Genomic DNA, 23,751 nt, shown 5'->3' with positions numbered 1-23,751 from the left:
CATCGTGTGGCGTGCGTGCAGACATTTATAGACACAGAAAACAGGTACAGGGTCAGAAATCGACCTGGCTCTGGCCGAGGGCGACACCCTGCGGGCCGAAGCGACGCTCGTGGATCTGCCCGTGCCCTTCGGCATCGATCAGCAGGACCGTGCTGGCGCGGGTGCCATAGTCGTCGCCGCGGATGAAGGCCGGGCTCAGCCAGCGCTCGCGTTCCAATCCGATGCCGGTGTCGGGCAGGTCGCTGTCGGCGGGGCGATGTTCGTCCGCCAGGGCGGCCCAGAGCGGGGTCAGGTCCTCATCGCCGGCCTCCAACCAGGCTTCAAGCGCAGCCATCAGCCGCCGGGTCTTCGGCCAGGGCGCGTCCAGCGCGCCGTTGGACATGCCATGCACGCCCGGGCCCAGGCGCTGGCGCTCGGCAGGGTGGTTGCCCAGGAACTCCAGGCTGTGGCCGTCGGCCAGCAGCAGGTTGAATGGGGCGTAGGCGCCGGCCACCGTTGCCAGTCGGTCGATATGCACGGCGGCGGGGTCGCGGCCGCGCAGGAAGTCGGCCACCAGCGCACCCCGTGAAGGACCGGTCTGGGCGGCCAGCGGGTCGCGGACATTGGTGACCACGGCCATGCGTCCACCGGCACCGACGCCGGCCCAGCCGCCGCCGGAGCGCAGGTCGCGCCCCCCGATGACGGAGGTCTCATCTTGCCAGGGGGCCAGCGCCGCTGTCGGGCGGGCGTGGAACTCATCACGGTTGCCGGTCATCACCAGCCGCCAGCGCGGGTGGTGCATCCAGCCAAGAGCGAGCAGGCACATGGCCTCATTGTGCACGGTTTGCGCAGTCTGGCGCCGCTTCCTGCCCGTCCCGGATGAATGCGCGAGCGATGTTTCACGCTCTGTCCACACCCCTGAACTTCCGTTCAATCTCAAAAATTGAGACGGATCAGCAACTTGTGGATAAGCCTTGAACAATTCTCTAAAGGTTGTTGCAAGCCATTGATGCGGCTGGCGATTTCCCCGCTGAAAAGTTGTTGACAACCCTTCGGCCGCTGCTAAGGTGGGCATCAGAGGGAAATCCGGGTGTTTTGTGGGTTTTCGTGGTTCAATGTTTCACCGGGCGAAGGATAGGTGCACGCGTCGTGTTCCAGGGCGAGACGGCCATCACAGTTGACGATAAAGGGCGCATGGCGGTTCCCACCGCTTACCGCGACCTCGTCGCGCGCGCCAGCAACAACCGTCTCGTGCTGACCTACAACCCGTTCGAAGCCGGCTGCCTGTGGCTGTATGCAGAGTCGGAATGGGAGCGGGTCCGCGACGACGTCATGTCCAAGCCCAACACCCAGCGCGTCGTGCGCCTGTTGCAGCAGAAGCTGGTCGGCTCGGCCGCCCATCTGGAGCTCGACGGCAACGGTCGCATCAGCATCCCCGCCAGCCACCGCGGTGCGGTGGGCATTGAGAAGAAGGCGGTATTGCTCGGTATGGGCGACAAGTTCGAATTGTGGAGCGAGCAGGCGCATCGGGCCCTGATCCAGCAGACGTTGTCTGACGAGGATCTGGGTGATGGGTTGCTCGACCTGAAGTTGTGAGCCGGGGTGCCCGGATGCGCCCAGAAGCGCAGGCCGGTCACCTTCCGGTGTCGCAGTCGCCGGCGGTGCACCTGCCGGTCCTGTACACCCAGGTCATCGAAGGCCTGAGGGTGATCGAAAACGGACGTTATCTGGATGGCACGTTCGGTCGTGGCGGTCATGCACGTGGCGTGCTCACCCAGCTTGGTCCCGAGGGGCGCCTGCTGGTCATGGACAAGGATCCGGAAGCCATTGCCGTTGCCGAGCGCGATTTCGCGCCGGACCCGCGCGTGTCCATCTTCCGTGGCAGCTTCGCCCAGCTGCTGCAGTGGGATGCGACGGCCGAAGGCCTGGACGGCGTGCTGTTCGACCTGGGCGTGTCGTCGCCGCAGCTGGACGTGGCCGAACGTGGCTTCAGCTTCGGCAAGGACGGCCCGCTGGACATGCGCATGGATCCGGACAGCGGCGAAAGCGCCGCGCAGTGGATCAACCGCGTCGAAGACCGCGAGATTGCCGACGTGCTGTGGACCTACGGCGAAGAGCGGCAGAGCCGCCGCATCGCCCGTGCCATCGTGGCCCGCCGCGAGAAGCAGCCGTTCACCCGCACCGCCGAACTGGCCGAGCTGATCGCCTCGGTGATGCCGCGGGGCAAGGACAAGATCCACCCGGCCACGCGCAGCTTCCAGGCCATCCGCATCCACATCAACCGCGAGCTGGCCGATCTGGAAGCCGGGCTCGATGCGGCGGTGGAACGGCTCAAGCCCGGTGGCCGCCTGGCGGTGATCAGCTTCCATTCGCTGGAAGACCGCATCGTCAAGCAGTACATGAACCGCCTGGCCAAGGCGCCGCCGGCCAACCGCCGCCTGCCCGAGGCGGTCGCGTTCGTGCCGACGCTGGACCTGATCGGCGGTGCCATCAAGGCCACCGACGAAGAGCTGGCCGCCAACCCGCGCGCCCGCAGCGCCGTGCTGCGCGTGGCCCAGAAGCGGGAGGCCGATGCATGAGCCGGCTGCTGCTGATCATCCTGCTGGCTTCCACCGTGGCCTCGGCGATCGGCGTCGTGTTCGTGCGTCACCGTCACCGGCAGACGTTCATCGAGTTGTCGCGCGCCGAGCGCAAGCGCGATGACATCAATCTGGAATTCGGCCGCCTGCAGCTGGAGCAGGCGACCCTGGCCGAAGCCAACCGTGTCGATCGCATCGCCCGCGAGAAGCTCGGCATGAAGTTCCCCGAGGCCGCCGACATCGTGGTGGTGCGGCCATGAGCAAGACCGGCCGCAACCGCCCGCGCAACGCCTTCAACCTGCGCCAGCGCCTGCGCTGGGTCGCGCTGGCGCTCGGCCTGTGCTCGGTGTCGCTGGTCGGTCGTGCCGCCTACGTGCAGATCGTCAACAGCGATTTCTACCAGCGCCAGGGCGAGGCCCGCTACCTGCGCGAACTGCCGATCAAGACCTCGCGCGGCATGATCACCGACCGCAATGGTGAGCCGCTGGCGGTATCCACGCCGGTCGCCTCGATCTGGGTCAACCCGCAGGACCTGCTGCGCTCGCCCGAGCGCATTCCGGAGCTGGCCCAGGCGGTCGGCATGTCGGTGGATGAGCTGAGCAGCCGCCTGTCGCAGAAGTCGGACAAGGAATTCATGTACCTGCGTCGCCGGATCAATCCGGACGAGGCAGAAAAGGTGGTCGCGCTGAAGATTCCGGGCGTGGCCGCGCAGCGCGAGTTCCGCCGCTTCTACCCGCAGGGCGAAGCGATGGCGCACGTGCTGGGCTTCACCAACATTGACGACCGCGGCCAGGAAGGCCTGGAGCTGGCGTTCGACGAATGGCTGCGCGGCAAGGCCGGTGCGAAGCGGGTCATCCGCAACCGCAAGGGCGAAACCGTCGAGAGCGATCTGCTGCGCGCTGCTGAACCGGGCAAGGACCTGACCCTCAGCATCGATCGCCGCATCCAGTACCTGGCGTTCAAGGAACTGCGCAACGCGCTGGTGGCCAACAAGGCGGCCGGCGGTTCGATGGTGATCATGGACGTGACCACCGGCGAGATCCTGGCCATGGTCAACCTGCCGACCTACAACCCGAATTCGCTGACCGGCGCGCTGCCCGATGCGCGCCGCAACCGTGCGGTGACCGATCTGGTCGAGCCGGGTTCGACGATGAAGCCGCTGACCATCGCGACCGCGCTGCAGGCCGGTGCGGTGACCAAGGACACCATCATCGATACCAACCCGGGTTACATGACCCTGGGTCGCTTCACCATCCGCGACGTGCCGCGCAACAACGGCGTGCTGAACGTGACCGGCGTGATCACCCGCAGTTCGAACGTGGGCGCGGCCAAGGTTGCGGCGAAGATGCCGGACCAGGTGTTCTACGACGGCGTGCGCCGCTTCGGCTATGGCTCGGTGCCGCATAGCGGTTTCCCCGGTGAATCCGGTGGCGTGGTGCTGCGCCCGGCGCGCTGGTCGGGCACCACCAAGACCACGATGTCCTACGGCTACGGCCTGAACGTCACCCCGCTGCAGATCGCTACGGCTTATTCGGCACTGGCGAACGGCGGTCGTCTGATCGCGCCGACCTTCGTCAAGGGCCAGCGCAATGAAGGTCAGCAGATCATCGACGAGAATGTCGCCAAGCAGGTGGTGGCGATGATGGAAACGGTGGTCACCCAGGGCGGCGCCAAGCAGGCGGCGGTGCTGGGCTACCGCGTGGCCGGCAAGACCGGTACCGCGCGAAAGGCCGGTCCGGGCGGCTATGAGCGCGGCCACTACAACGCGCTGTTCGCCGGCGTGGTGCCGGCCACCAACCCGCGCTTCGCCACCGTCATCGTCATCAACGACCCGCAGGCCGGCAAGTTCTACGGTGGCCTGGTGTCGGCGCCGGTCTACCACAACGTGATGGAAGGCACTCTGCGCCTGATGGACGTGCCGCTGGACGACCTGCAGTCGTGGCTGGCCGCACAGCAGTCCGGCAAGGTCGGCCACTCGGCCTCGATCCTGCCTGCGCCGCCCGCAGAGGCTGCGCTGCCGGTGGATGCCGCCGCTGAATTCGACGCTGCGCTGCCCAGCGCGCAAGCCCAGACGCCGCCCGCTACGGGAGGCACGCAATGAGTCCTTCGATGTTGCTTTCGCAGTTGCTTCCGGACGTGGCCCTGGCGGGCCATGATCCCGTTCTGACCGGCCTGGTGCTGGACAGCCGCGCCGTGCGCCCCGGCAATGCCTTCGTCGCCATCGCCGGTTTCGGCGCGCATGGCCTGGGCTTTGTCGAGCAGGCCCGCGCGGCGGGCGCCGGCGCCATCCTGTTCGAGCCGCCGGCCCCTGTCGAGTTGCCGGCCCCGGCCGATGCGATCGCGGTGCCGGGCCTGCGTGCGCGCATGGGGGCGATGGCCGACCAGTTCCATGGCGCACCGTCGCGGGCGATGGCGATGGTGGGCGTGACCGGCACCAACGGCAAGACCTCCACCGTGCAGCTGCTGGCCCAGGCCTGGCACCTGCTCGGCACGCCCAGTGGCAGTATCGGCACGCTGGGCGCCGGACTTTATGGTGCGGTTGAACCGACCGGTTTCACTACGCCGCTGGTGCTGCAGATGCACGCGCTGCTGGCGCAGCTGCGCGACGCCGGTGCGCGCGCGGTAGCGATGGAAGTCAGCTCGCACGCGCTGGACCAGGGCCGCGTCGATGCCGTGCATTACGACGTGGCGGTGTTCACCAACCTCACCCGCGATCATCTGGATTACCACGGCGACATGGCCAGCTACGGCGCGGCCAAGGCGCGGCTGTTCCATCGTCCGGGCCTGAAGGCTGCGGTGATCAATCTTGACGACGCCTTCGGCCGCCAGCTGTTTGCCGGCCTGCCGGCGGGCGTGCAGCCGATCGGACTGAGCTCGCGTGGTGCCAGCGATGCCAGCGTGCGCGCTGAAGCGCTGCAGCTGGATGGCCGAGGCATTGCGTTCGAACTGGTCATCGATGGCCAACGTGCTGCGGTGCAGTCGCCGCTGCTGGGCCGCTTCAACGTGGACAACCTGCTGGCCGTGGTCGGTACCCTGCATGCACAGGGCCAGCCGCTGCCGCGCATCGCTGAAGTGCTGTCGGCGCTGCAGCCGATCCGCGGCCGCATGAACCGCCTCGGCGGCGAAGACGGCCTGCCGACCGTGGTGGTCGATTACGCACATACCCCGGACGCGCTGGAACAGGCATTGGACAGCCTGCACGGCCACCTGCACGGCGCGCTGTTCTGCGTTTTTGGCTGCGGTGGCGAGCGCGATACCGGCAAGCGTCCTCAGATGGCCGCGATCGCCGAGCGCCTGGCCAACCAGGTCATCGTCACCGACGACAACCCGCGTGGCGAGGATGGTGACGTGATCGTGGCCGACATCCTGGCGGGCTTCCAGAATGCCGATGCCGTGACCGTGCAGCGCAGCCGCGCGCGTGCGATCGGCCTGGCGGTGAAGCGCGCCGGTGCCGGCGACATCATCCTGATTGCCGGCAAGGGCCACGAGCCATACCAGGAAGTAAATGGCGTACGCCATGACTTCGACGACACCGAAGTGGCCGCCGCTGCGTTGGCTGCCAAGGCCGGTGTTCTGAGCTCGCAGGCCGGGGAGGGCATCGCATGAAGCGCACCCTGCTTTCGCTGATCGCACACTGGGCCGGCGGCGAGATCCACGGCGACGACGTGGCCATCGATGCGGTCAGCCATGACACCCGCAGCCTCGGTCCGGGCAGCCTGTATGTGGCGCTGCGCGGCGAGCGTTTTGACGGCCATGATTTCGCCGCCGACGCACAGGCGCGCGGTGCCAGTGCGCTGCTGGTCGAGCGCCTGCTGCCGATCGAGCTGCCGCAGGTGCTGGTGGCCGACAGTGAACTGGCGCTGGCGAAGATCGCCACCGGCATGCAGCGTGACCGCGGCACCGAGGTGTTCGCGATCACCGGCAGCAACGGCAAGACCAGCGTGAAGAGCCTGCTGCTGTCGATCCTGCAGCAGGTGGCACAGCACGCGCACAAGGTGGTCTACGCCAACCCGGGCAACCGCAACAACGAGATCGGCCTGCCGCTGGCGGTGATCGATGCGCCGGAAGATGCCGACTACGCCGTCTACGAGATGGGCGCTGGCAAGCCGGGTGACATCGCCTACCTGACCGATATCGCCCGCCCGCGCTATGCGCTGGTCAACAACATCGCCCCGGCCCATCTGGAACGCATGGGCAGCCTGCTCGGCGTGGCAGTGACCAAGGGCGCGATCTATGCCGCATTGCCGGCCGATGGTGTGGCGGTGATCAACGCCGACGATGCCTACGGCCGCTGGTTCGAACAGCATTTCGTCGGCACTCCGCCGCGCTGCCGCGTGCTGCGCTATGGCCTGGAACATACCGCCGACGTGACCGCGCGCGACATCCGCGCCGGTGCCCAGGGCAGCCAGTTCACCCTGATTTCGCCGGCCGGCGAAGCGCGTGTGGTGCTCGGCCTGCCGGGTCGCCACAACGTCAGCAATGCGCTGGCCGCAGCCAGCCTGGCGCTGGCTGCCGGTGTCGATCTCGCGCTGATTGCCGCCGGCCTGGCCGAGGCACAGCCGGTGCCGGGTCGGCAGATCGCCCATCAGCTGCGCAACGGCGCGGTGCTGGTGGATGACAGCTACAACGCCAATCCCGGCTCGCTGGCTGCGGCCATCGATGCCCTGGCCGCCGCCCCGGAAGAGGGCTGGCTGGTGCTGGGCGACATGCGCGAGCTGGGGCCGGACGCTGAAGCGCTGCACGCGCAGGCGGGGCTCCGCGCGCGCGCTGCTGGCCTCAAGCGCCTGTATGCGCTGGGCCCGCTCAGCGCCGCTGCCGCCACCGCCTTCGGCGAAGGCGGCCGTCATTTCGCCACCCATGACGCGCTGTCGCAGGCGCTGAAGGACGAGCTGCACGCCGGCGTGCGCTGCCTGGTCAAGGGTTCCCGTGGCAGCGCCATGGACACGATTGTCAAAGCGCTGCTGGCGCAAGGAGAGGAATCCCCGCATGTTGTATGAACTGGCTCGATGGTTGCAGCAGTTGGAGAGCCTGTTCGGGCTATTCAACTACCAGACGTTCCGCGCCATCCTTGCCGCGCTGACGGCCCTGTTCCTGTCGCTGTGGCTCGGCCCGGCGATGATCCGCAAGCTTGCCCAGTTCAAGGGCGGCCAGCCGATCCGCAAGGACGGTCCGCAGACCCATTTCTCCAAGGCCGGCACACCGACCATGGGCGGTTCGCTGATCCTGCTCACCATCACACTGTCGGTGCTGATGTGGGCTGACCTGCGCAACCGCTACGTGTGGCTGGTGCTGGCGGTGATGCTGTGCTTCGGCGCCATCGGCTGGTATGACGACTGGATCAAGATCGTCCGCCGCGACCCGAATGGCCTGAAGTCGCGCTGGAAGTACCTGCTGCAGTCGATCTTCGGCCTGGCCGCGGGCCTGTTCCTGTTCTACACGGCCGACGTGCCGGCGGCGCTGACCTTCTACATCCCGATGTTCAAGTCGATCGCGCTGCCGCTGGCCGGCATCGGCTTCGTGGCCATCGCCTACTTCTGGATCGTCGGTTTCTCCAACGCGGTGAACCTGACCGACGGCCTGGACGGCCTGGCGATCATGCCGACCGTGCTGGTGGCCTGCGCGCTGGGTGTGTTCGCCTACGCCTCGGGCAACGTGGTGTTCGCCAACTACCTGCAGATCCCGCAGATCCCGGGCGCCGGCGAACTGGTCATCATCTGCGCGGCCATCGCCGGTGCGGGCCTCGGCTTCCTGTGGTTCAACACCTATCCGGCCATGGTGTTCATGGGCGACATCGGTGCACTGGCGCTGGGTGCGGTGCTGGGCACGATCGCGGTGATCACCCGCCAGGAACTGGTGCTGGTGATCATGGGCGGCGTGTTCGTCATCGAAACGCTGTCGGTGATGATCCAGGTCGCCTCGTTCAAGCTGACCGGCAAGCGCGTGTTCCGCATGGCGCCGATCCATCACCACTTCGAACTGAAGGGCTGGCCGGAGCCGCGCGTGATCGTGCGCTTCTGGATCATCTCCGTCGTGCTCGTGCTGATCGGCCTGGCCACGTTGAAGGTGCGCTGAGATGAACGACCTGTCCCGCCAGGCAACACGCCTTGAAGCCATCGAAGGCAGCTACGACAAGTGGCTGCTGGGCGCGATCATCGCGCTCACGGGCATTGGCGTGGTGATGGTGGCGTCCAGTTCGATCGCGCTGATGAGCAGCCCGTTCTACTACCTCAACCGCCACCTGATCTTCCTGGCGGTGGGCATCGTGCTGGCGGTCGTTGCCGCCCGCACTGAACTGAAGTCCATCGAGCAGTACAACCAGATGCTGCTGCTGGGCTGCTTCGTGCTGCTGCTGGCGGTGTTCGCACCGGGCCTGGGCAGCACGGTCAACGGCGCACGCCGCTGGATCAACCTGGGCATCTCCAAGTTCCAGACGGTGGAAGCGGTGAAGGTGCTCTACATCGTCTGGCTGTCCAGCTACCTGGTGCGCTTCCGCGACGAGGTCAACGCGACCTGGCCGGCGATGCTCAAGCCGTTGGGCGTGGCCGGTGCGCTGGTGCTGTTGCTGCTGCTGCAGCCGGACTTCGGTTCGTCCACCCTGCTGCTGGCGATCACCGCCGGCATGCTGGTGCTGGGCGGTGTGAACATGCCGCGCATGTCGATGCCGGTGATCATCGGCCTGGTCGGCATGAGCGCGCTGGCGATCATCGAGCCATACCGCATGCGCCGCATCACCTCCTTCCTGGACCCGTGGGCCGACCAGCAGGGCGACGGCTACCAGCTGTCCAACGCGCTGATGGCGGTGGGCCGTGGCGAGTGGACCGGCGTCGGCCTGGGCAACTCGGTGCAGAAGCTGTACTACCTGCCTGAAGCGCACACCGACTTCATCTTCTCGGTCACCGCCGAGGAATTCGGCTTCCTGGGCACCTGCGTGATCGTGGCGCTGTATGCGCTGCTGGTCGGCCGCACCTTCTGGCTGGGCATGCGCTGCGTGGAAATGAAGCGCCACTTCTCCGGCTATATCGCCTTTGGCATCGGCCTGTGGATCAGCATGCAGACCTTCGTCTCGATCGGCGTGAACCTGGGCATCCTGCCGACCAAGGGCCTGACCCTGCCGCTGATCTCCTCCGGCGGTTCGTCGGTGCTGATGACCTGCGTGGCGATGGGCCTGCTGCTGCGCGTGTCCTATGAGCTCAAGCGCGCCGAGCGCCGCCAGGCCGTGCGCATCGGCGGCGCCGAAGACGCCGCTGCCGAGCCGAGCGACGCGCCGGCCGCGCCGGTGGCTGCCAGCGTACCGATGAGCGCCGAGCCGGTGGCTGCCGCTGCGCCGAACGCTGCGCGTGGCACCAGCCGCCTGCAGTCGCGCATCGAACCGACCTTCGGGAGGCTGTCATGAACGCAGCTACCGACAACGTGCGCCCGGTGATGATCCTGGCCGGTGGCACCGGCGGTCACATCTTCCCCGGCCTGGCCGTGGCCCGCGTGCTGCGCCAGCGCGGCGTGCCGGTCACCTGGATGGGTGCCGACGGTGCGATGGAAACGCGCCTGGTGCCGCAGCACGACATTCCGATCGACACGCTGGCCATCACCGGCCTGCGCGGCAAGGGCAAGCTGGCCCTGCTGGGCGCGCCGTGGCGGCTGATGCGCGCGCTGCGCGCGGCCGGCATGATCATCCGCAAGCGCCAGCCGCGAGCGGTGGTCGCCTTCGGTGGCTTTGCCTCTGGCCCTGGTGGCATGGCCACCCGCCTGCACGGCCTGCCGCTGATCGTGCATGAGCAGAACCGCGCACCGGGCCTGACCAACCGCATCCTGTCGCGCTATGCGCGCCGGTTGCTGACCGGCTTCCCCGGTACCTTCGCCGCGCGCGAGGAGTTCGTCGGCAACCCGGTGCGTGCGGAGATCGCCGCCATCGCGCCGCCGGAACAGCGCTTCGCCGACCGTCACGGCCCGCTGCGCGTGCTGGTGGTCGGCGGCAGCCAGGGGGCGCGTGCGCTCAACACCGGCGTGCCGCAGGCGATTGCCGCGCTGGGCGCGGGTGTGCCGGTGCAGGTGCGCCACCAGAGTGGCGAGAAGCTGCATGCCGAAGCGGTCGAGGCGTATGCCAAGGCCGGCGTGCAGGCTGAGATCACGCCGTTCATCGCGGACATGGCCGAAGCCTTCGCCTGGGCCGACCTGGTCGTGTGCCGTGCAGGCGCGTCGACGCTGGCCGAGCTGTGTGCGGTCGGTGTCGGCAGCGTGCTGGTGCCATTCCCTGCCGCCGTCGACGATCACCAGACCCGCAATGCGGAGTACCTGGTCGAGCGTGGCGCGGCGGTGTTGCTGAAGCAGGACGGAACGCTGGCCGACGGCATTGCCGCACTGCTGCGCGATCTGTCCGAAAATCCCGCCCGCCGCATGCAGATGGCGCAAGCCGCGCGTGCCCTGGCCAAGGTCGATGCCGCCGAGCGCATCGCCGATATCATTCTTGAGGAAGCTGTATGAAGAAGGCATGCCACCGCGCCTGCCCTGCGCGAGGCCGCGCATGATCCGTCGCCTGCACGACACCAACGACCTGGTGCGCGCATTCCCGCGCGTGCATTTCGTCGGCATCGGCGGCACCGGCATGAGCGGTATCGCCGAAGTGATGCTGACGCTGGGCTATGAAGTGTCCGGCTCGGACAACGCCGACAACGTGGCGACCCGCCGCCTGGCCAGCCTGGGTGCGCGCATCATGCGCGGCCACTCCGCGGCCAACGTGCTGGGCACCGACTGCGTGGTGGTCTCCAGCGCCATCCGCGAAGACAACCCGGAACTGATGGAAGCACGCAGCCAGCGCATTCCGATCATGCCGCGCGCAGCGATGCTGGCCGAGCTGATGCGCTTCCGCCGCGGCATCGCCGTGGCCGGCACCCATGGCAAGACCACCACCACCAGCCTCACCGCTGCGGTGCTGAGCGAAGGTGGCCTGGACCCGACGTTCGTGATCGGTGGCCAGCTGCTGGCCGCCGGTGCCAACGCCAAGCTGGGCAGTGGGCAGTGGCTGGTGGCCGAGGCCGACGAAAGCGATGGCAGCTTCCTGCGCCTGAACCCTCTGATGTCGATCATCACCAACATCGATGCGGATCATCTGGAGAACTACGGCAACGATTTTGCCCGCGTGCAGGCGGCGTTCGCCGAGTTCCTGCAGCGCCTGCCGTTCTACGGCCTGGCGGTGCTGTGCATCGATGACCCGGAAGTGGCTGCACTGGCCGCCAAGACCCCGCGCCACGTGATGAGCTACGGCATGAGCCCGCAGGCCGACGTGCGCGCCGAGAACGTGGTGCAGGAAGGTTCGCGCATGCGCTTCACCCTGCGCCTGCCGCAGGGCACCAGCCAGGAAGTGGTGCTGGCGCTGCCGGGCAAGCACAACGTGCTGAACGCGCTGGCCGCGGCTGCAGTGGGCTGGCAGCTGGGCGTGGCGCCGGATGCGATCGCACGTGCACTGGAAAGCTTCGCCGGCGTTGGTCGTCGCTTCAACGACCTGGGCGAGGTGACCACCGCCAGCGGTGCCAAGGTCCGCATCATTGACGACTACGGTCATCACCCGAGCGAACTGGAAGCCGTGTTCGCCGCCGCCCGCGGTGGCTGGGCCGACAAGCGCCTGGTGGTGGCCTTCCAGCCGCACCGCTACAGCCGTACCCGCGACCAGTTCGACAAGTTTGCGGCCGTGCTGTCCAGCGTCGATGCGCTGGTGCTGAGCGAGGTCTACCCGGCCGGTGAGGAACCGATTGCCGGTGCCGATTCGCACGCGCTGGCCCGCGCCATCCGCGCGCGCGGCCGCAGCGAGCCGGTGGTGGTGGGCAAGGCTGGCGAACTGGCCAGCGTGCTGCCGGACGTGCTGCAGGACGGTGACCTGCTGCTGATGATGGGGGCCGGCGACATCGGCGCCGTGGCCACCCTCATCGCGGTGGAAGGCTTCAAGGGGGAGGGCGAGGCGTGAGCACGCTGACCTTCCCGCCGCTGCGCGTGACCGACCCGGCCCGCTTCGGCCGCGTCGCCGTGCTGCTCGGTGGCACCTCCAGCGAACGCGAGGTATCGCTGGATTCCGGCCGCAACGTGCTCGAAGCCCTGCAGTCACGCGGCGTCGATGCGTTTGCCGTGGACGGCATCCCGGCGCTGGCCAAGGCGCTGGCCGCGGGTGGCATCGATCGCGTGTTCAACATCCTGCATGGCCACAACGGTGGTGGTGAGGACGGCATCGTGCAGGGCTTGATGGACGCCTTCGGCGTGCCGTACACCGGCTCGGACGTGTTGGGTTCGGCGCTGAGCATGGACAAGATCCGCACCAAGCAGGTGTGGCTGTCGCTGGGCCTGCCGACGCCGCAGTACAGGAAGGTCGACGCGTCGAACGTACATGCGCTGGCGGCCGAACTGGGCCTGCCGGTGGTGGTGAAGCCGGCCAACGAAGGTTCCAGCGTGGGCATCAGCCGGGTGACCGATGATGCGGGCCTGGATGAGGCCGTGGCGCTGGCCGCGCGCTACGACGGCCAGCTGCTGATGGAGCAGATGGTGGTGGGCGACGAACTGACCGTGGCCATCCTGGGGGATGTCGCGCTGCCGTCGATCCGCATCGTGCCCAAGGGCCAGTGGTACGACTACAACGCCAAGTACATCGCCGAAGACACCCAGTATCTGTGCCCGGGCCTGGACGGTGACGACGAAGAAGAAATCCGGCGCATCGCGCTGGCCGCATTCCGTGCCGCCGGTTGCCGTGGCTGGGGCCGCGTGGATGTCATGCGTGATCGCAGCAGCGGCCGCTTCTTCCTGCTGGAAGTGAACACCGCGCCGGGCATGACCAGCCATTCGCTGGTGCCCAAGGCCGCGGGCCAGGCCGGCATCAGCTTCGAAGAGCTGGTGTGGCGCGTGCTGGAACAGACCCTGGAGGCCTCGCACGCATGAACGCGGTGCTGCGCATCTTCGTCTGGCTGTTGGCGCTGTCGGTGGTTGCACTGCCGGTGGTGGCCGTGGTCAATGGCTGGGTCGGCGCCGAGCGCTGGCCGCTGGCGAAGCTGCGCGTGCATGGTGAGTTCAAGCGGGTGCCGGCCGAACAGCTGCAGCAGGTGCTGCTGCCATACGCGCGCGCCGGCTTCTTCGCGGTCAAGCTGCAGGACGCGCAGGACGCGCTGGAACAGCTGCCGTGGGTGGAAAGCGCGCAGGTGCGCAAGCAGTGGCCGGACGTGCTGGAAGTGACCCTGGTCGAGCACAAGCCGTTCGCGCGCTGGGGCAGCGACCGCCTGGTTTCCGAGCAGGGCAAGTTGTTCCCCACGCCGAAGAAGCTGGCCGACCTGGCGCTGCCCGAACTGGATGGCCCGGACAGCCAGACAGAAGAAGTGATGAAGCTGTACAGCGACTCGCGTGCATTGTTCGCACCGGCCGGCGTCGACGTGCGCCGGGTGACGATGGATGCACGCGGCAGCTGGTCGCTGGTGCTGAGCAACGGCACCGAAGTGGTGGTGGGCCGTGACGACGCGCGCTCGCGCATGCAGCGCTTCGTCAAGGTGCTGCCGCAGCTGAACCGTCAGGACGCGCCGATCGAGCGCGCCGACCTCCGTTACACCAATGGTTTCACGCTGAGCTGGGGTACCCCGGCCACGCCGGCGAAAACGCCGGCGACCCCAGCCAGCAGGACGCAGGAAAGGACATGAATCGCAAGGGTGACAAATCGCTGATCGTTGGCCTGGACATCGGCACCTCCAAGGTGGTGGCGCTGGTGGGCGAGTATTCGCCGGGCAACCCGATCGAAGTGATCGGCATCGGCTCGCACGAGTCGCGCGGTTTGAAGCGCGGCGTGGTGGTGGACATCGAATCGACCGTGCAGTCGATCCAGCGCGCGGTGGAAGAAGCCGAGCTGATGGCCGGCTGCGAGATCCGCTCGGTGTACGCCTCGATCTCCGGCAACCACGTGCAGTGCAAGAATTCGCCGGGCATCGTGCCGATCCGTGACGGGGAAGTGACCTGGGGCGACCTGGATCGCGTGCTCGACGCGGCCAAGGCGGTGGCGATTCCGGCCGACCAGAAGATCCTGCACGCGATCCCGCGCGAGTACGTGCTGGACGACTCGCAGGAAGGCATCCGCAACCCGGTCGGCATGACCGGCGTGCGCCTGGAGGTGCACGCGCACCTGGTGGTGTGCGCGCAGTCGGCCGCGGCCAACATCAGCAAGTGCGTGCAGCGCTGCGGCCTGCAGGTGGATGACCTGGTGCTGTCCTCGCTGGCCTCCAGCGTGGCGGTGCTGACTGCTGACGAGCGCGAGCTGGGCGTGGTGCTGGTCGACATGGGCGCCGGCACCACCGACATCGCGGTGTTCGTGCAGGGCGCGATCTGCCACACCGCCTCGCTGCCGATCGCCGGCGACCACGTCACCAACGACATCGCGCACATGCTGCGCACGCCGACCCCGGAAGCCGAGCAGATCAAGGTGCGTTACGCCTGCGCCCTGGCCCAGCTGGCCACCGCCGAGGAGAGCATCCAGGTGCCGTCGGTGGGTGACCGCCCGCCGCGTCGCATGCCGCGCCACTCGCTGGCGCAGGCGGTGCAGGGTCGCTACGAGGAAATCTTCGAGATGGTGCAGGCCGAACTGCGCCGCTCCGGCTTCGAGGAACTGGTACGCGCCGGCATGGTGCTGACCGGTGGTGCGTCGAAGATGGAAGGCGTGGTCGAGCTGGCCGAGGAAATGCTGCAGATGCCGGTGCGCGTGGGCATCCCGCAGCACGTCACCGGGCTGGGCGAAGTGGTGGGCAACCCGGTGCACGCCACCGGCGTGGGCCTGCTGCTGATGGGCAGCCAGATCGAGCATCCGCGCCGGCCTTCGCTGCCGACCGGGCGCGCTGGAAGCATGTTCAAGAAACTCAAGACCTGGTTCCGCGGCGAGTTCTGACGCGGAATCCGCAAACCTGGGCATCGCCCAGGCGCAACACCCGCAGTACCCGCATCACAAGGCAACACCGGCAACACACAACCCACACAGCCGCAACGTCGGCATGCAGCAGGACGGCAGGACGCCCGAATGCCCATGCCAGCCAAAGCGGATACAACGAGGACACGGACATGGCGCATTTTGAACTGATCGAAAAGATGGCACCCAATGCGGTGATCAAGGTGGTTGGCGTGGGCGGCGGCGGCGGCAATGCCGTGGCGCACATGGTCAACTCGGCGGTGGATGGCGTGGAATTCATCACCGCCAACACCGACTCGCAGGCCATCAAGAATTGTGGTGCCAAGCTGCAGCTGCAGCTGGGTACCAACGTGACCAAGGGCCTGGGCGCAGGCGCGAATCCGGAAGTCGGCCGCCAGGCCGCGCTGGAAGACCGTGAGCGCATCATGGACGCGCTGCAGGGTGCGGACATGGTCTTCATCACCGCCGGCATGGGCGGTGGCACCGGCACCGGCGCGGCTCCGGTAGTGGCGCAGCTGGCCAAGGAAATGGGCATCCTGACCGTGGCCGTGGTCACCAAGCCGTTCCCGTTCGAAGGCCGTCGCCGCATGCAGGTGGCGCTGAAGGGCATCGAGGAACTGAGCCAGCACTGCGACTCGCTGATCACCATCCCGAACGAGAAGCTGATCACCGTGCTGGGCCGCAACGCGACCATGATCCAGGCCTTCCGTGCCGCCAACGACGTGCTGCAGGGCGCCGTGCAGGGCATCGCCGACCTGATCGTGCGTCCGGGCCTGATCAACGTCGACTTCGCCGACGTGCGCACCGTCATGTCCGAAATGGGCCTGGCGATGATGGGTACCGGCACCGCGCGTGGTGATGACCGCGCCCAGGCCGCCGCCGAAGCCGCGATCCAGAACCCGCTGCTGGACGATGTGAACCTGGCCGGTGCCAACGGCATCCTGGTCAACATCACCGCCGGTGCGGACTTCACCATGGCCGAGTTCGACGAGATCGGCCGCACCATCGATGGCTTCGCTTCCGAAGACGCCACCGTGGTGGTCGGTACCGTGCTGGATCCGGACATGCAGGACGAAGTGCGCGTGACCGTGGTCGCTACCGGCCTGAACCGCGTGTCGGCCAGCAAGACCCAGCGTCCGGGCGAGCGTGCGCCGATCAAGCTGGTCCGCAATGCCACCACCGGCCAGCCGGAATTCGGTGACTTCGACAACGGCGGCGACGCTGTGTCCAAGGCCGTCGGTGGCATGGGCCTGGGCCTGCGTCGTGCCAGCAGCGATACCGCGGCGGCTTCGGCCCCGTCGGCCCCGGCGGCTTCGGCACCGGCTGCGGCGGAACTGCCGAACGACTACCTGGACATCCCGGCGTTCCTGCGCCGCCAGGCGGACTAAGCGGGGCGGCCCGGGGTTGTCCTCCCCGGGTTGCGCCACCATGTCCTGAAAATGCGGGCGCCGGGCCAGGATGGGCCCGGCCGCCCTGCTTCATGTGCGTCCCATTGGCGCGCCGGTGCGTCCTGCCTGCTTTCAGCCGGGGTAGGGGACCGCGCGTGTTAATCTAATGTGTCACTTCCGGTCCATCCCCCATGATCCAGCAACGCACCCTCAAGAACACGATCCGCGCCACCGGCGTTGGCCTGCACAGCGGTGACAAGGTCTACATGACCCTGCGCCCGGCACCGGTCAATCATGGCATCGTGTTCCGCCGCGTGGACCTGGACCCGGTGGTGGAAGTGCCGGCCAAGGCCGAGCTGGTCACCGAAGTGACCCTGTGCACCGGCCTGACCTGCAACGACGCCAAGATCCAGACCGTCGAACACCTGATGTCGGCGCTGGCCGGCCTGGGTGTGGACAACATCATCGTCGAACTGTCCTCGGCCGAGCTGCCGATCATGGACGGTTCGGCCGGCCCGTTCGTGTTCCTGCTGCAGTCGGCGGGCATCGTGGAACAGGATGCGCCCAAGCGCTTCATCCGCGTGCTGAAGACCGTGGAAGTGACCGAGGGCGACAAGGTGGCCCGCTTCAGCCCGTACGAGGGCTACAAGCTGGGCTTCACCATCCAGTTCGACCACCCGATGATCCCGGCCAAGCAGTCGCGCCAGGAAATCGAGTTCTCGACGCTGGCCTACACCAAGGAAATCTCCCGCGCGCGCACCTTCGGCTTCATGCGCGACCTGGAATACATGCGCGAGCGCAACCTGGGCCTGGGCGGTTCTATGGACAACGCCATCGTGCTGGACGAGTTCCGCGTGCTCAACGAAGACGGCCTGCGCTACGCCGACGAATTCGTGCGCCACAAGATCCTCGACGCGATCGGCGACCTTTATCTGGCCGGTGGCCAGGTGCTGGGTGCCTACGAGGGCTTCAAGTCGGGTCACGCGCTCAACAACAAGCTGGTGCGCGCGCTGATGGCCGATGCCACCGCCTGGGAATGGGTCAGCTTCGACTCGCCGGCCACGCCGGATCCGGTCGAATATGCCACTCCGGCCTACGCCTGATTTCTGCAGGTTGTTGAATTGAAAGACAAAAACGCCGCCTTCCAGGGCGGCGTTGTCGTTTCAGGTATCTTCGTCGCATTCAGCATGCTTGACGCGCATCAAGGCCGGTTCGAGGTCACGGTTTTGTGAACCTGTTGGATCGGAAGCCTGAATTTAACGTAGTTTTAACAACAATCTAACGACAGGCCCCCGGATGGCAGCTAGGATGCGACCCGGCCCCCGAAATGTTTCACGCCGTGGTGACACGTGCGACGGGGAGCGGAGCCGGATGCTCCGTTGTCGTCAGGACCGCTTCTTCGGCTTCGAAGGAACGTCCTGCAGGCAAGCCAAGGCGTCGCGTAGCCCTTTGTGCGTGGCGGCTGAAACTGCGTGGGGTCCATTCCGGTTGTCGAGCGCTGGGGAGCGCGTGGGAGTGGGAGACGCAGTCTTGATGGTCACCTTGGTGGCCTTCAGCCCGATGGAACGGGCCGCGTCGAGCAACTGGGCTTCGGCAAGCCGCAACTTGGCATGCCAGACCGGGGACTCGACGAGAAAAACGAGGTGTTCCCCGTCCACATTGGCCAGCCGGCAACGGCTGCGCAGAGGTGGCGGCAACTGGGGGCGCAACTGACGGTCCAGCGCGTCGAGCCACAAGGCACGCCGCAGCGGGTTCCCGCTTTTGTCCGCCATCACCGCATCCAGCGCCGGCTTCGGCACTGACGCGGGGCGAACGCTGGATTTCGGCTCAGACATGAAAACTCACTGATGGCATTCAAAAAGATCGTAATCAAAACGCGTGAAGGACAGGCCAAATCGTCGCCCATCGCGCGTTTGCGGTTCTATTTCGAGGACCGCCCCCGCGCCCTGCTGGGCAGCGTGCTCGGGGTAGGCTGCATTATCGGCCTTGCCGGTGGCATTGGCGCCAGCGCGCTGAATGACTCCCGCCTGCAGGCCAAGGTCGAGCGCCAGGATGCGGAGCTGGCCAAGGTCAAGCGCGATGCGCAGACCCAGGTCAACGCGCTGGCGGCCCGCCTCGGCGAGCTGCAGGCCCAGGCCACCCGCCTCAACGCCCTCGGCGAACGGCTGACCCAGATGGGCAAGCTGGAAGATGGCGAGTTCGACTTCAACGAGACCCCCGGCCTCGGTGACGGTGACGCCGGCGGCCCGACCAGCGACATCCCGGTCAAGGACGTCAACGCCGACTTACAGGTGCTGGAGCAGCGCTTCGCTGCTTCAGGCCGCCAGTTGTCGGTGATGGAATCGCTGATGTTCGACCACCAGCTGCAGCAGAACGCCGTGCCCTCGCGCATGCCGATCCGCAACAGCTATGTGACCTCCGGTTTCGGCACCCGTGCCGACCCGTTCGGCCGCGGTGCCGCTACCCACAAGGGCATGGACTTCCACGCCAAGGTCGGTGACCCGGTGATGGCCGTGGCCGAAGGCGTGGTCAGCTTCGCCGGCGTCAAGGGCGGCTACGGCAACGTGGTCGACGTCGACCACGGTAACGGCTACGTCACCCGCTACGCGCACAATTCGCGCCTGGTGGTGAAGGTTGGCGACCTGGTCCGTGCCGGGCAGGAAGTAGCCAAGGCCGGTTCCACCGGTCGTTCGACCGGCGCCCACGTGCACTTCGAGGTGTGGGAGAACGGCAACGTGGTCAACCCGCGCAAGTTCCTTGGCGACGGCGGCAATACGCCGGTTGGCCGCATCAGCCGCGGTTGAACCCAACGCCGGGCATGGCCCGGCGCTACCGGCACGCCGTCGGATCCCGGCGGTAGCGCGGGGCCATGCCCCGCGAGCGCGAAGCGCGGCCGCCAGGACCCCGGTCCCGGCCGCCTGGACGACCGCAAAGGGTTGAAACCCCTCACGGCCGTCCCAAGCTACAATGGGTGTTGCCATCGACAGGGCGCCAGGCGCCCTGTTTCGTTTGCGGCGGACGGATCCCAAGGGGGAGGCCGGGCGTCGTGTCCATCCAACCCGGTTCCTTCAATGATCAACAGCCTGCTTACCCGCGTATTTGGCAGTCGTAACGAACGACAGCTGCGCCAGCTCAACCGCATCGTCGCCAAGATCAATGCGCTGGAACCGGAGATCGAGAAGCTTTCCGACGAGCAGCTTCAGGCCAAGACGCCGGAGTTCAAGCAGCGCATCGCCAATGGTGAAGCCCTGGACAAGGTGCTGCCGGAAGCGTTCGCGGTCTGCCGCGAGGCCGGCCGCCGCGTGCTGGGCATGCGCCACTACGACGTGCAGCTGATCGGCGGCATGGTGCTTCACCTGGGCAAGATCGCAGAAATGCGCACCGGTGAAGGCAAGACCCTGGTGGCGACCCTGCCGGTGTACCTCAACGCGCTGGAAGGCAAGGGCGTGCACGTGGTCACCGTGAACGACTACCTGGCGCGCCGTGACGCCGCGCAGATGGGCAAGCTGTACAACTGGCTGGGCCTGAGCGTGGGCGTGGTCTACCCGGGCATGCCGCACAGCGACAAGCGCGAAGCCTACGCCTCGGACATCACCTACGGCACCAACAACGAATTCGGTTTCGACTACCTGCGCGACAACATGGCGCTGTCCAAGGCCGACCGCTACCAGCGCGGCCTGCACTACGCCATCGTCGACGAAGTCGACTCCATCCTGATCGACGAAGCGCGTACCCCGCTGATCATCTCCGGCCCGGCCGATGATTCCCCGGAGCTGTACATCCGCGTCAACCGCGTCGTGCCGAACCTGGTCAAGCAGGAAGTGGAAGACGGCGAAGGCGACTTCTGGGTCGACGAGAAGGGCAAGCAGGTGCACCTGTCCGAAGCGGGCATGGAGCACGCCGAGCAGCTGCTGGTCGAGGCCGGCATCCTCGACGGCGAGACCGAAGGCCTGTACGCGCCGCAGAACCTGACCGTGGTCCACCACCTCAACGCCGCACTGCGCGCGCACGCGATCTACCAGCGTGACGTGGACTACATCGTGCGCGATGGCGAAGTGGTCATCGTCGATGAGTTCACCGGCCGCACCCTGTCCGGCCGTCGCTGGTCCGATGGCCTGCACCAGGCGGTGGAAGCGAAGGAAGGCGTGCCGGTCCAGCGCGAGAACCAGACGCTGGCGAGCATCACCTTCCAGAACCTGTTCCGCATGTACAAGAAGCTGTCCGGCATGACCGGTACGGCCGATACCGAAGCCTTCGAGTTCCAGAGCATCTACGGCCTGGAAGTGGTGGTGATTCCGACCAACCGCCCGACCATCCGCAAGGACAGCCCGGACCAGGTGTTCCTCAACCGCAAGGGCAAGTTCAATGCGGTGCTGGCCGACATCGAAGAGTGCGCCAAGCGCGGCCAGCCGGTGCTGGTGGGTACCACCTCGATCGAAACCTCGGAAATGCTGTCCGAGCACCTGCGCAAGGCGGGCGTGAAGCACGAAGTGCTAAACGCCAAGCAGCATGACCGCGAAGCGACCATCGTCGCCAATGCCGGCCGTCCGGCGGCCGTGACCATTGCCACCAACATGGCCGGCCGTGGTACCGACATCGTGCTGGGCGGTTCGCTGGAAGCGGAAATCCACGAGCTGGGCGAAGGTGCCACCGAGGAGCAGAAGGCCGCGGTCAAGGCCGAATGGCAGAAGCGCCACGAGGCCGTCAAGGCTGCCGGCGGCCTGCACATCGTCGGTACCGAACGCCATGAATCGCGCCGTATCGACAACCAGCTGCGTGGCCGTTCGGGCCGCCAGGGTGACCCGGGTTCGTCCCGCTTCTACCTGTCGCTGGAAGACAACCTGATGCGCATCTTCGCCTCCGACTGGGTGCAGAAGGCCATGCGCATGATGGGCATGAAGGAAGATGACGTCATCGAGGACCGACTGGTCAGCCGCCAGATCGAGAAGGCGCAGCGCAAGGTCGAGGCCCACAACTTCGACATCCGCAAGAACCTGCTGGACTTCGACGACGTCAACAACGACCAGCGCAAGGTGATCTACGCCCAGCGCGACGAGCTGCTGGACGCCGAGTCGGTGAAGGACAACGTCGACGGCATCCGCGACGACGTGATCTTCGACGTGGTGGCCCGCTTCGTGCCGCCGAACTCGATCGACGAGCAGTGGGACCTGCGTGGCCTGGAAGCGACCCTGGAGTCGGACTTCGGCCTGCAGATGTCGCTGACCGACCTGGTCAAGTCGCACGAAGAGCTGGACGCCGAAGCCATCGCTGCCAAGGTGCAGGAACGCGTCAACCAGCACTTCGCCGAGAAGGAAGCCGGCGTGGGCGAAGAGACCATGCGCGCGCTGGAGAAGCACGTGATGCTGACCGTGCTGGACCAGAGCTGGAAGGAGCACCTGGCCCGCATGGATTACCTGCGCCAGGGCATCTACCTGCGTGGTTACGCGCAGAAGCAGCCGAAGCAGGAGTACAAGAAGGAAGCCTTCGAACTGTTCTCGGACATGCTGGAGAACGTCAAGCGCGAAGTGGTGACCCTGCTGTCGCGCGTGCGCATCCGCAGCGACGAGGAAGTGCAGGCGCTGGAAGCGGCCGAACGCCAGCAGGCCGAAGCCCGCCTGAGCCAGTCGCAGTTCCAGCACCAGGACGTGGGCGGCTACAGCGCCGACGAGGAAGCTGCGCAGGTGCAGGCTGCCCAGCAGGGCAACGCACAGGTGCAGCGCGACGAGCCGAAGATCGGCCGCAACGATCCATGCCCGTGCGGCAGTGGCAAGAAGTACAAGCACTGCCACGGCCAGCTGAGCTGACCCCGAAGAGCCCCGCAAAAGCGGGGTTCTTCTTTTAGGGCGGCTGTTTCGCAGGGCTGATCCGGCCGGATCCGAGATTGCACGGGCCGCCCTGTTCTGGGCATGCTTCCTCCATGCCTTCCCCCACCCGATCGATCCACGTTGTGGCCGCCGTCATCACCGACGCCCGTGGCCGCGTGCTGCTCAACCGCCGTACCGAGAACCGCGACATGGCTGGCCTGTGGGAATTCCCCGGCGGCAAGCGCGAATCCGGCGAGACCTCCGAGCAGGCCCTGGTGCGCGAGCTGCGCGAGGAACTGGGCATCGAGGCCGATGTCGGCGAGTGGCTGATGGACGTGCCGCAGCGCTATCCGGACAAGCACCTGACCCTGGAAGTGCGCCACGTGCGCAGCTGGAAGGGAACCCCCCGCGGCCGTGAAGGGCAGGCGATCACCTGGGTGGCGCCGGACAAGCTGGGCCGCTATTCAATGCCGCCGGCAGACCTGCCGGTGGTGGCCGCCCTGCGCCAGCCCGACAGCTACCTGATCACCCCGGCGCCGGCCGATGATGAGGGCGGCATGCAGCATTGGCACGAACAGCTGCAGCGCGCGGTGGCCGCGGGCCAGCAGCGCATCCAGCTGCGCTTGCCGACGGCGCATCCGCAGCGCCAGGCGATGGTCGAGCAGGCCCTGCGCGCGCATCGTCGCAGCGGCGTGCAGTGGCTGCTCAACCGCGATATCGAGCTGGCACGCGCACTGGGCGTGGGCGTGCATCTGGGCAGCGAACAGCTGCTGGGGCTGTCGCAGCGTCCGCTGCCCGAAGGCCAGCTGGTGGCCGCGTCCTGCCATGACCTGCAGCAGCTGCAGGCCGCACAGCAGTTGGGCTGCGACTTCGCCGTGCTGGGTCCGGTGCAGGCCACGGCCAGCCATCCCGATGCCGTGCCGCTGGGCTGGGATGCCTTCGCCGAGCTGCGTGCGCAGGTGTCACTGCCGATCTACGCGCTGGGTGGCATGGGCAGTGGCCACATCAGTGAGGCGCGTCGCCATGGTGGGCAGGGCATCGCCGCCATTCGCGCGCTGTGGCCGGCGTGATGTCAGGGTCGGATCATCGCA

19 protein-coding genes and 1 pseudogene are annotated in these 23,751 nt (G+C 67.1%); 18 read left to right on the top strand and 2 right to left on the bottom strand.

The features are described 5' to 3' along the window. Positions 1-52 precede the first annotated feature (52 nt). On the bottom strand, positions 53-805 hold the full coding sequence (locus RI032_RS05850; RefSeq protein ID WP_248854312.1) for an NRDE family protein: 753 nt from the start codon (positions 803-805) through the stop codon (positions 53-55). Positions 806-1,173: 368 nt separating this feature from the next. Here RI032_RS05850 and RI032_RS05845 point away from each other — a divergent pair, with 368 nt between their 5' ends. The 15 genes and pseudogenes from RI032_RS05845 to lpxC all read left to right on the top strand — a co-directional run bounded on the left by RI032_RS05845 (position 1,174) and on the right by lpxC (position 17,959). Beyond that, on the top strand, positions 1,174-1,575 hold the full coding sequence (locus tag RI032_RS05845; RefSeq protein ID WP_008266948.1) for a division/cell wall cluster transcriptional repressor MraZ: 402 nt from the start codon (positions 1,174-1,176) through the stop codon (positions 1,573-1,575). A 14-nt stretch (positions 1,576-1,589) separates the two neighbouring features. Beyond that, positions 1,590-2,558: a 16S rRNA (cytosine(1402)-N(4))-methyltransferase RsmH gene (gene rsmH, locus RI032_RS05840; RefSeq protein ID WP_010481940.1), complete on the top strand. Its 969-nt coding sequence runs from the start codon at positions 1,590-1,592 to the stop codon at positions 2,556-2,558. Next, entirely contained in the window at positions 2,555-2,818 is a 264-nt protein-coding gene (gene ftsL, locus RI032_RS05835) for a cell division protein FtsL (protein ID WP_005412242.1), read from the top strand. The genes rsmH and ftsL overlap by 4 nt, the downstream gene beginning before the upstream one ends. Then, positions 2,815-4,659 (top strand): peptidoglycan D,D-transpeptidase FtsI family protein, encoded by a 1,845-nt coding sequence (locus RI032_RS05830; RefSeq protein WP_043397940.1) that lies wholly within the window; start codon positions 2,815-2,817, stop codon positions 4,657-4,659. The genes ftsL and RI032_RS05830 overlap by 4 nt, the downstream gene beginning before the upstream one ends. Beyond that, positions 4,656-6,164 (top strand): UDP-N-acetylmuramoyl-L-alanyl-D-glutamate--2,6-diaminopimelate ligase, encoded by a 1,509-nt coding sequence (locus RI032_RS05825; RefSeq protein WP_322547975.1) that lies wholly within the window; start codon positions 4,656-4,658, stop codon positions 6,162-6,164. The genes RI032_RS05830 and RI032_RS05825 overlap by 4 nt, the downstream gene beginning before the upstream one ends. Further along, positions 6,161-7,555, top strand: coding sequence for a UDP-N-acetylmuramoyl-tripeptide--D-alanyl-D-alanine ligase (locus RI032_RS05820; protein ID WP_322547974.1), 1,395 nt, complete (start codon positions 6,161-6,163; stop codon positions 7,553-7,555). Before RI032_RS05825 ends, RI032_RS05820 begins: the two co-directional genes overlap by 4 nt. Continuing rightward, the gene (gene mraY / locus RI032_RS05815; protein ID WP_010481929.1) at positions 7,545-8,630 is read left to right on the top strand and encodes a phospho-N-acetylmuramoyl-pentapeptide-transferase; all 1,086 of its coding nucleotides are present in this window, start codon (positions 7,545-7,547) and stop codon (positions 8,628-8,630) included. Before RI032_RS05820 ends, mraY begins: the two co-directional genes overlap by 11 nt. A gap of 1 nt (position 8,631) precedes the next feature. Next, entirely contained in the window at positions 8,632-9,951 is a 1,320-nt protein-coding gene (ftsW, locus tag RI032_RS05810; RefSeq protein ID WP_197657078.1) for a putative lipid II flippase FtsW, read from the top strand. After that, the gene (gene murG, locus RI032_RS05805) at positions 9,948-11,036 is read left to right on the top strand and encodes an undecaprenyldiphospho-muramoylpentapeptide beta-N-acetylglucosaminyltransferase (RefSeq protein ID WP_322547973.1); all 1,089 of its coding nucleotides are present in this window, start codon (positions 9,948-9,950) and stop codon (positions 11,034-11,036) included. The genes ftsW and murG overlap by 4 nt, the downstream gene beginning before the upstream one ends. A gap of 40 nt (positions 11,037-11,076) precedes the next feature. Beyond that, positions 11,077-12,513, top strand: a complete 1,437-nt coding sequence (gene murC / locus RI032_RS05800; RefSeq protein WP_057504232.1) for a UDP-N-acetylmuramate--L-alanine ligase — start codon at positions 11,077-11,079, stop codon at positions 12,511-12,513. Beyond that, complete coding sequence (locus RI032_RS05795) at positions 12,510-13,472, top strand: D-alanine--D-alanine ligase (RefSeq protein WP_057504233.1); 963 nt, start codon at positions 12,510-12,512, stop codon at positions 13,470-13,472. Before murC ends, RI032_RS05795 begins: the two co-directional genes overlap by 4 nt. Next, positions 13,469-14,146, top strand: a pseudogene (locus RI032_RS05790) (cell division protein FtsQ/DivIB); the annotation flags it as partial. The gene RI032_RS05795 and the pseudogene RI032_RS05790, both read left to right, overlap by 4 nt. Before the next feature lie 68 nt (positions 14,147-14,214). Beyond that, a complete protein-coding gene (ftsA, locus tag RI032_RS05785) occupies positions 14,215-15,450 on the top strand; it encodes a cell division protein FtsA (RefSeq protein WP_005408083.1) in 1,236 nt (411 codons plus the stop codon). A gap of 170 nt (positions 15,451-15,620) precedes the next feature. Then, the gene (ftsZ, locus tag RI032_RS05780; RefSeq protein WP_043397963.1) at positions 15,621-16,856 is read left to right on the top strand and encodes a cell division protein FtsZ; all 1,236 of its coding nucleotides are present in this window, start codon (positions 15,621-15,623) and stop codon (positions 16,854-16,856) included. 191 nt (positions 16,857-17,047) lie between these two features. Further along, the gene (gene lpxC, locus RI032_RS05775) at positions 17,048-17,959 is read left to right on the top strand and encodes a UDP-3-O-acyl-N-acetylglucosamine deacetylase (protein ID WP_005408085.1); all 912 of its coding nucleotides are present in this window, start codon (positions 17,048-17,050) and stop codon (positions 17,957-17,959) included. Positions 17,960-18,241: 282 nt separating this feature from the next. Here lpxC and RI032_RS05770 read toward each other — a convergent pair whose 3' ends face one another. Continuing rightward, positions 18,242-18,691, bottom strand: a complete 450-nt coding sequence (locus RI032_RS05770) for a DciA family protein (RefSeq protein WP_029379786.1) — start codon at positions 18,689-18,691, stop codon at positions 18,242-18,244. Positions 18,692-18,703: 12 nt separating this feature from the next. Between RI032_RS05770 and RI032_RS05765 the strand changes: the two genes are divergently transcribed. From RI032_RS05765 to RI032_RS05755, 3 genes are all read left to right on the top strand, one after another. Then, on the top strand, positions 18,704-19,660 hold the full coding sequence (locus tag RI032_RS05765; RefSeq protein ID WP_010481918.1) for a M23 family metallopeptidase: 957 nt from the start codon (positions 18,704-18,706) through the stop codon (positions 19,658-19,660). Positions 19,661-19,927: 267 nt separating this feature from the next. After that, positions 19,928-22,660 (top strand): preprotein translocase subunit SecA, encoded by a 2,733-nt coding sequence (secA, locus tag RI032_RS05760; RefSeq protein ID WP_057504234.1) that lies wholly within the window; start codon positions 19,928-19,930, stop codon positions 22,658-22,660. A gap of 113 nt (positions 22,661-22,773) precedes the next feature. Then, positions 22,774-23,730, top strand: coding sequence for a Nudix family hydrolase (locus RI032_RS05755; RefSeq protein WP_057504235.1), 957 nt, complete (start codon positions 22,774-22,776; stop codon positions 23,728-23,730). The last annotated feature ends 21 nt before the right edge of the window (positions 23,731-23,751 follow it).

The sequence above is a fragment of the Stenotrophomonas geniculata genome, assembly GCF_034508895.1.
GTDB classification, from domain to species: Bacteria; Pseudomonadota; Gammaproteobacteria; order Xanthomonadales; family Xanthomonadaceae; genus Stenotrophomonas; species Stenotrophomonas geniculata.
The sequence above is the reverse complement of the archived record's forward strand: the minus strand, read 5'-3'. Positions and strand labels throughout refer to the sequence as shown.

Excerpts from the sequence above, each read along its gene's own strand:
- ftsW (WP_197657078.1), top strand. The coding sequence starts at position 8,632 with ATGAACGACCTGTCCCGCCAGGCAACACGCCTTGAAGCCATCGAAGGC.
- ftsL (WP_005412242.1), top strand. The coding sequence starts at position 2,555 with ATGAGCCGGCTGCTGCTGATCATCCTGCTGGCTTCCACCGTGGCCTCG.
- RI032_RS05845 (WP_008266948.1), top strand. The coding sequence starts at position 1,174 with ATGGCGGTTCCCACCGCTTACCGCGACCTCGTCGCGCGCGCCAGCAAC.
- RI032_RS05770 (WP_029379786.1), bottom strand. The coding sequence starts at position 18,691 with ATGTCTGAGCCGAAATCCAGCGTTCGCCCCGCGTCAGTGCCGAAGCCG.
- RI032_RS05765 (WP_010481918.1), top strand. The coding sequence starts at position 18,704 with ATGGCATTCAAAAAGATCGTAATCAAAACGCGTGAAGGACAGGCCAAA.
- RI032_RS05825 (WP_322547975.1), top strand. The coding sequence starts at position 4,656 with ATGAGTCCTTCGATGTTGCTTTCGCAGTTGCTTCCGGACGTGGCCCTG.
- murC (WP_057504232.1), top strand. The coding sequence starts at position 11,077 with ATGATCCGTCGCCTGCACGACACCAACGACCTGGTGCGCGCATTCCCG.
- lpxC (WP_005408085.1), top strand. The coding sequence starts at position 17,048 with ATGATCCAGCAACGCACCCTCAAGAACACGATCCGCGCCACCGGCGTT.
- RI032_RS05830 (WP_043397940.1), top strand. The coding sequence starts at position 2,815 with ATGAGCAAGACCGGCCGCAACCGCCCGCGCAACGCCTTCAACCTGCGC.
- ftsZ (WP_043397963.1), top strand. The coding sequence starts at position 15,621 with ATGGCGCATTTTGAACTGATCGAAAAGATGGCACCCAATGCGGTGATC.
- RI032_RS05820 (WP_322547974.1), top strand. The coding sequence starts at position 6,161 with ATGAAGCGCACCCTGCTTTCGCTGATCGCACACTGGGCCGGCGGCGAG.
- murG (WP_322547973.1), top strand. The coding sequence starts at position 9,948 with ATGAACGCAGCTACCGACAACGTGCGCCCGGTGATGATCCTGGCCGGT.
- ftsA (WP_005408083.1), top strand. The coding sequence starts at position 14,215 with ATGAATCGCAAGGGTGACAAATCGCTGATCGTTGGCCTGGACATCGGC.
- RI032_RS05850 (WP_248854312.1), bottom strand. The coding sequence starts at position 805 with ATGTGCCTGCTCGCTCTTGGCTGGATGCACCACCCGCGCTGGCGGCTG.
- rsmH (WP_010481940.1), top strand. The coding sequence starts at position 1,590 with ATGCGCCCAGAAGCGCAGGCCGGTCACCTTCCGGTGTCGCAGTCGCCG.
- RI032_RS05755 (WP_057504235.1), top strand. The coding sequence starts at position 22,774 with ATGCCTTCCCCCACCCGATCGATCCACGTTGTGGCCGCCGTCATCACC.
- mraY (WP_010481929.1), top strand. The coding sequence starts at position 7,545 with ATGTTGTATGAACTGGCTCGATGGTTGCAGCAGTTGGAGAGCCTGTTC.
- secA (WP_057504234.1), top strand. The coding sequence starts at position 19,928 with ATGATCAACAGCCTGCTTACCCGCGTATTTGGCAGTCGTAACGAACGA.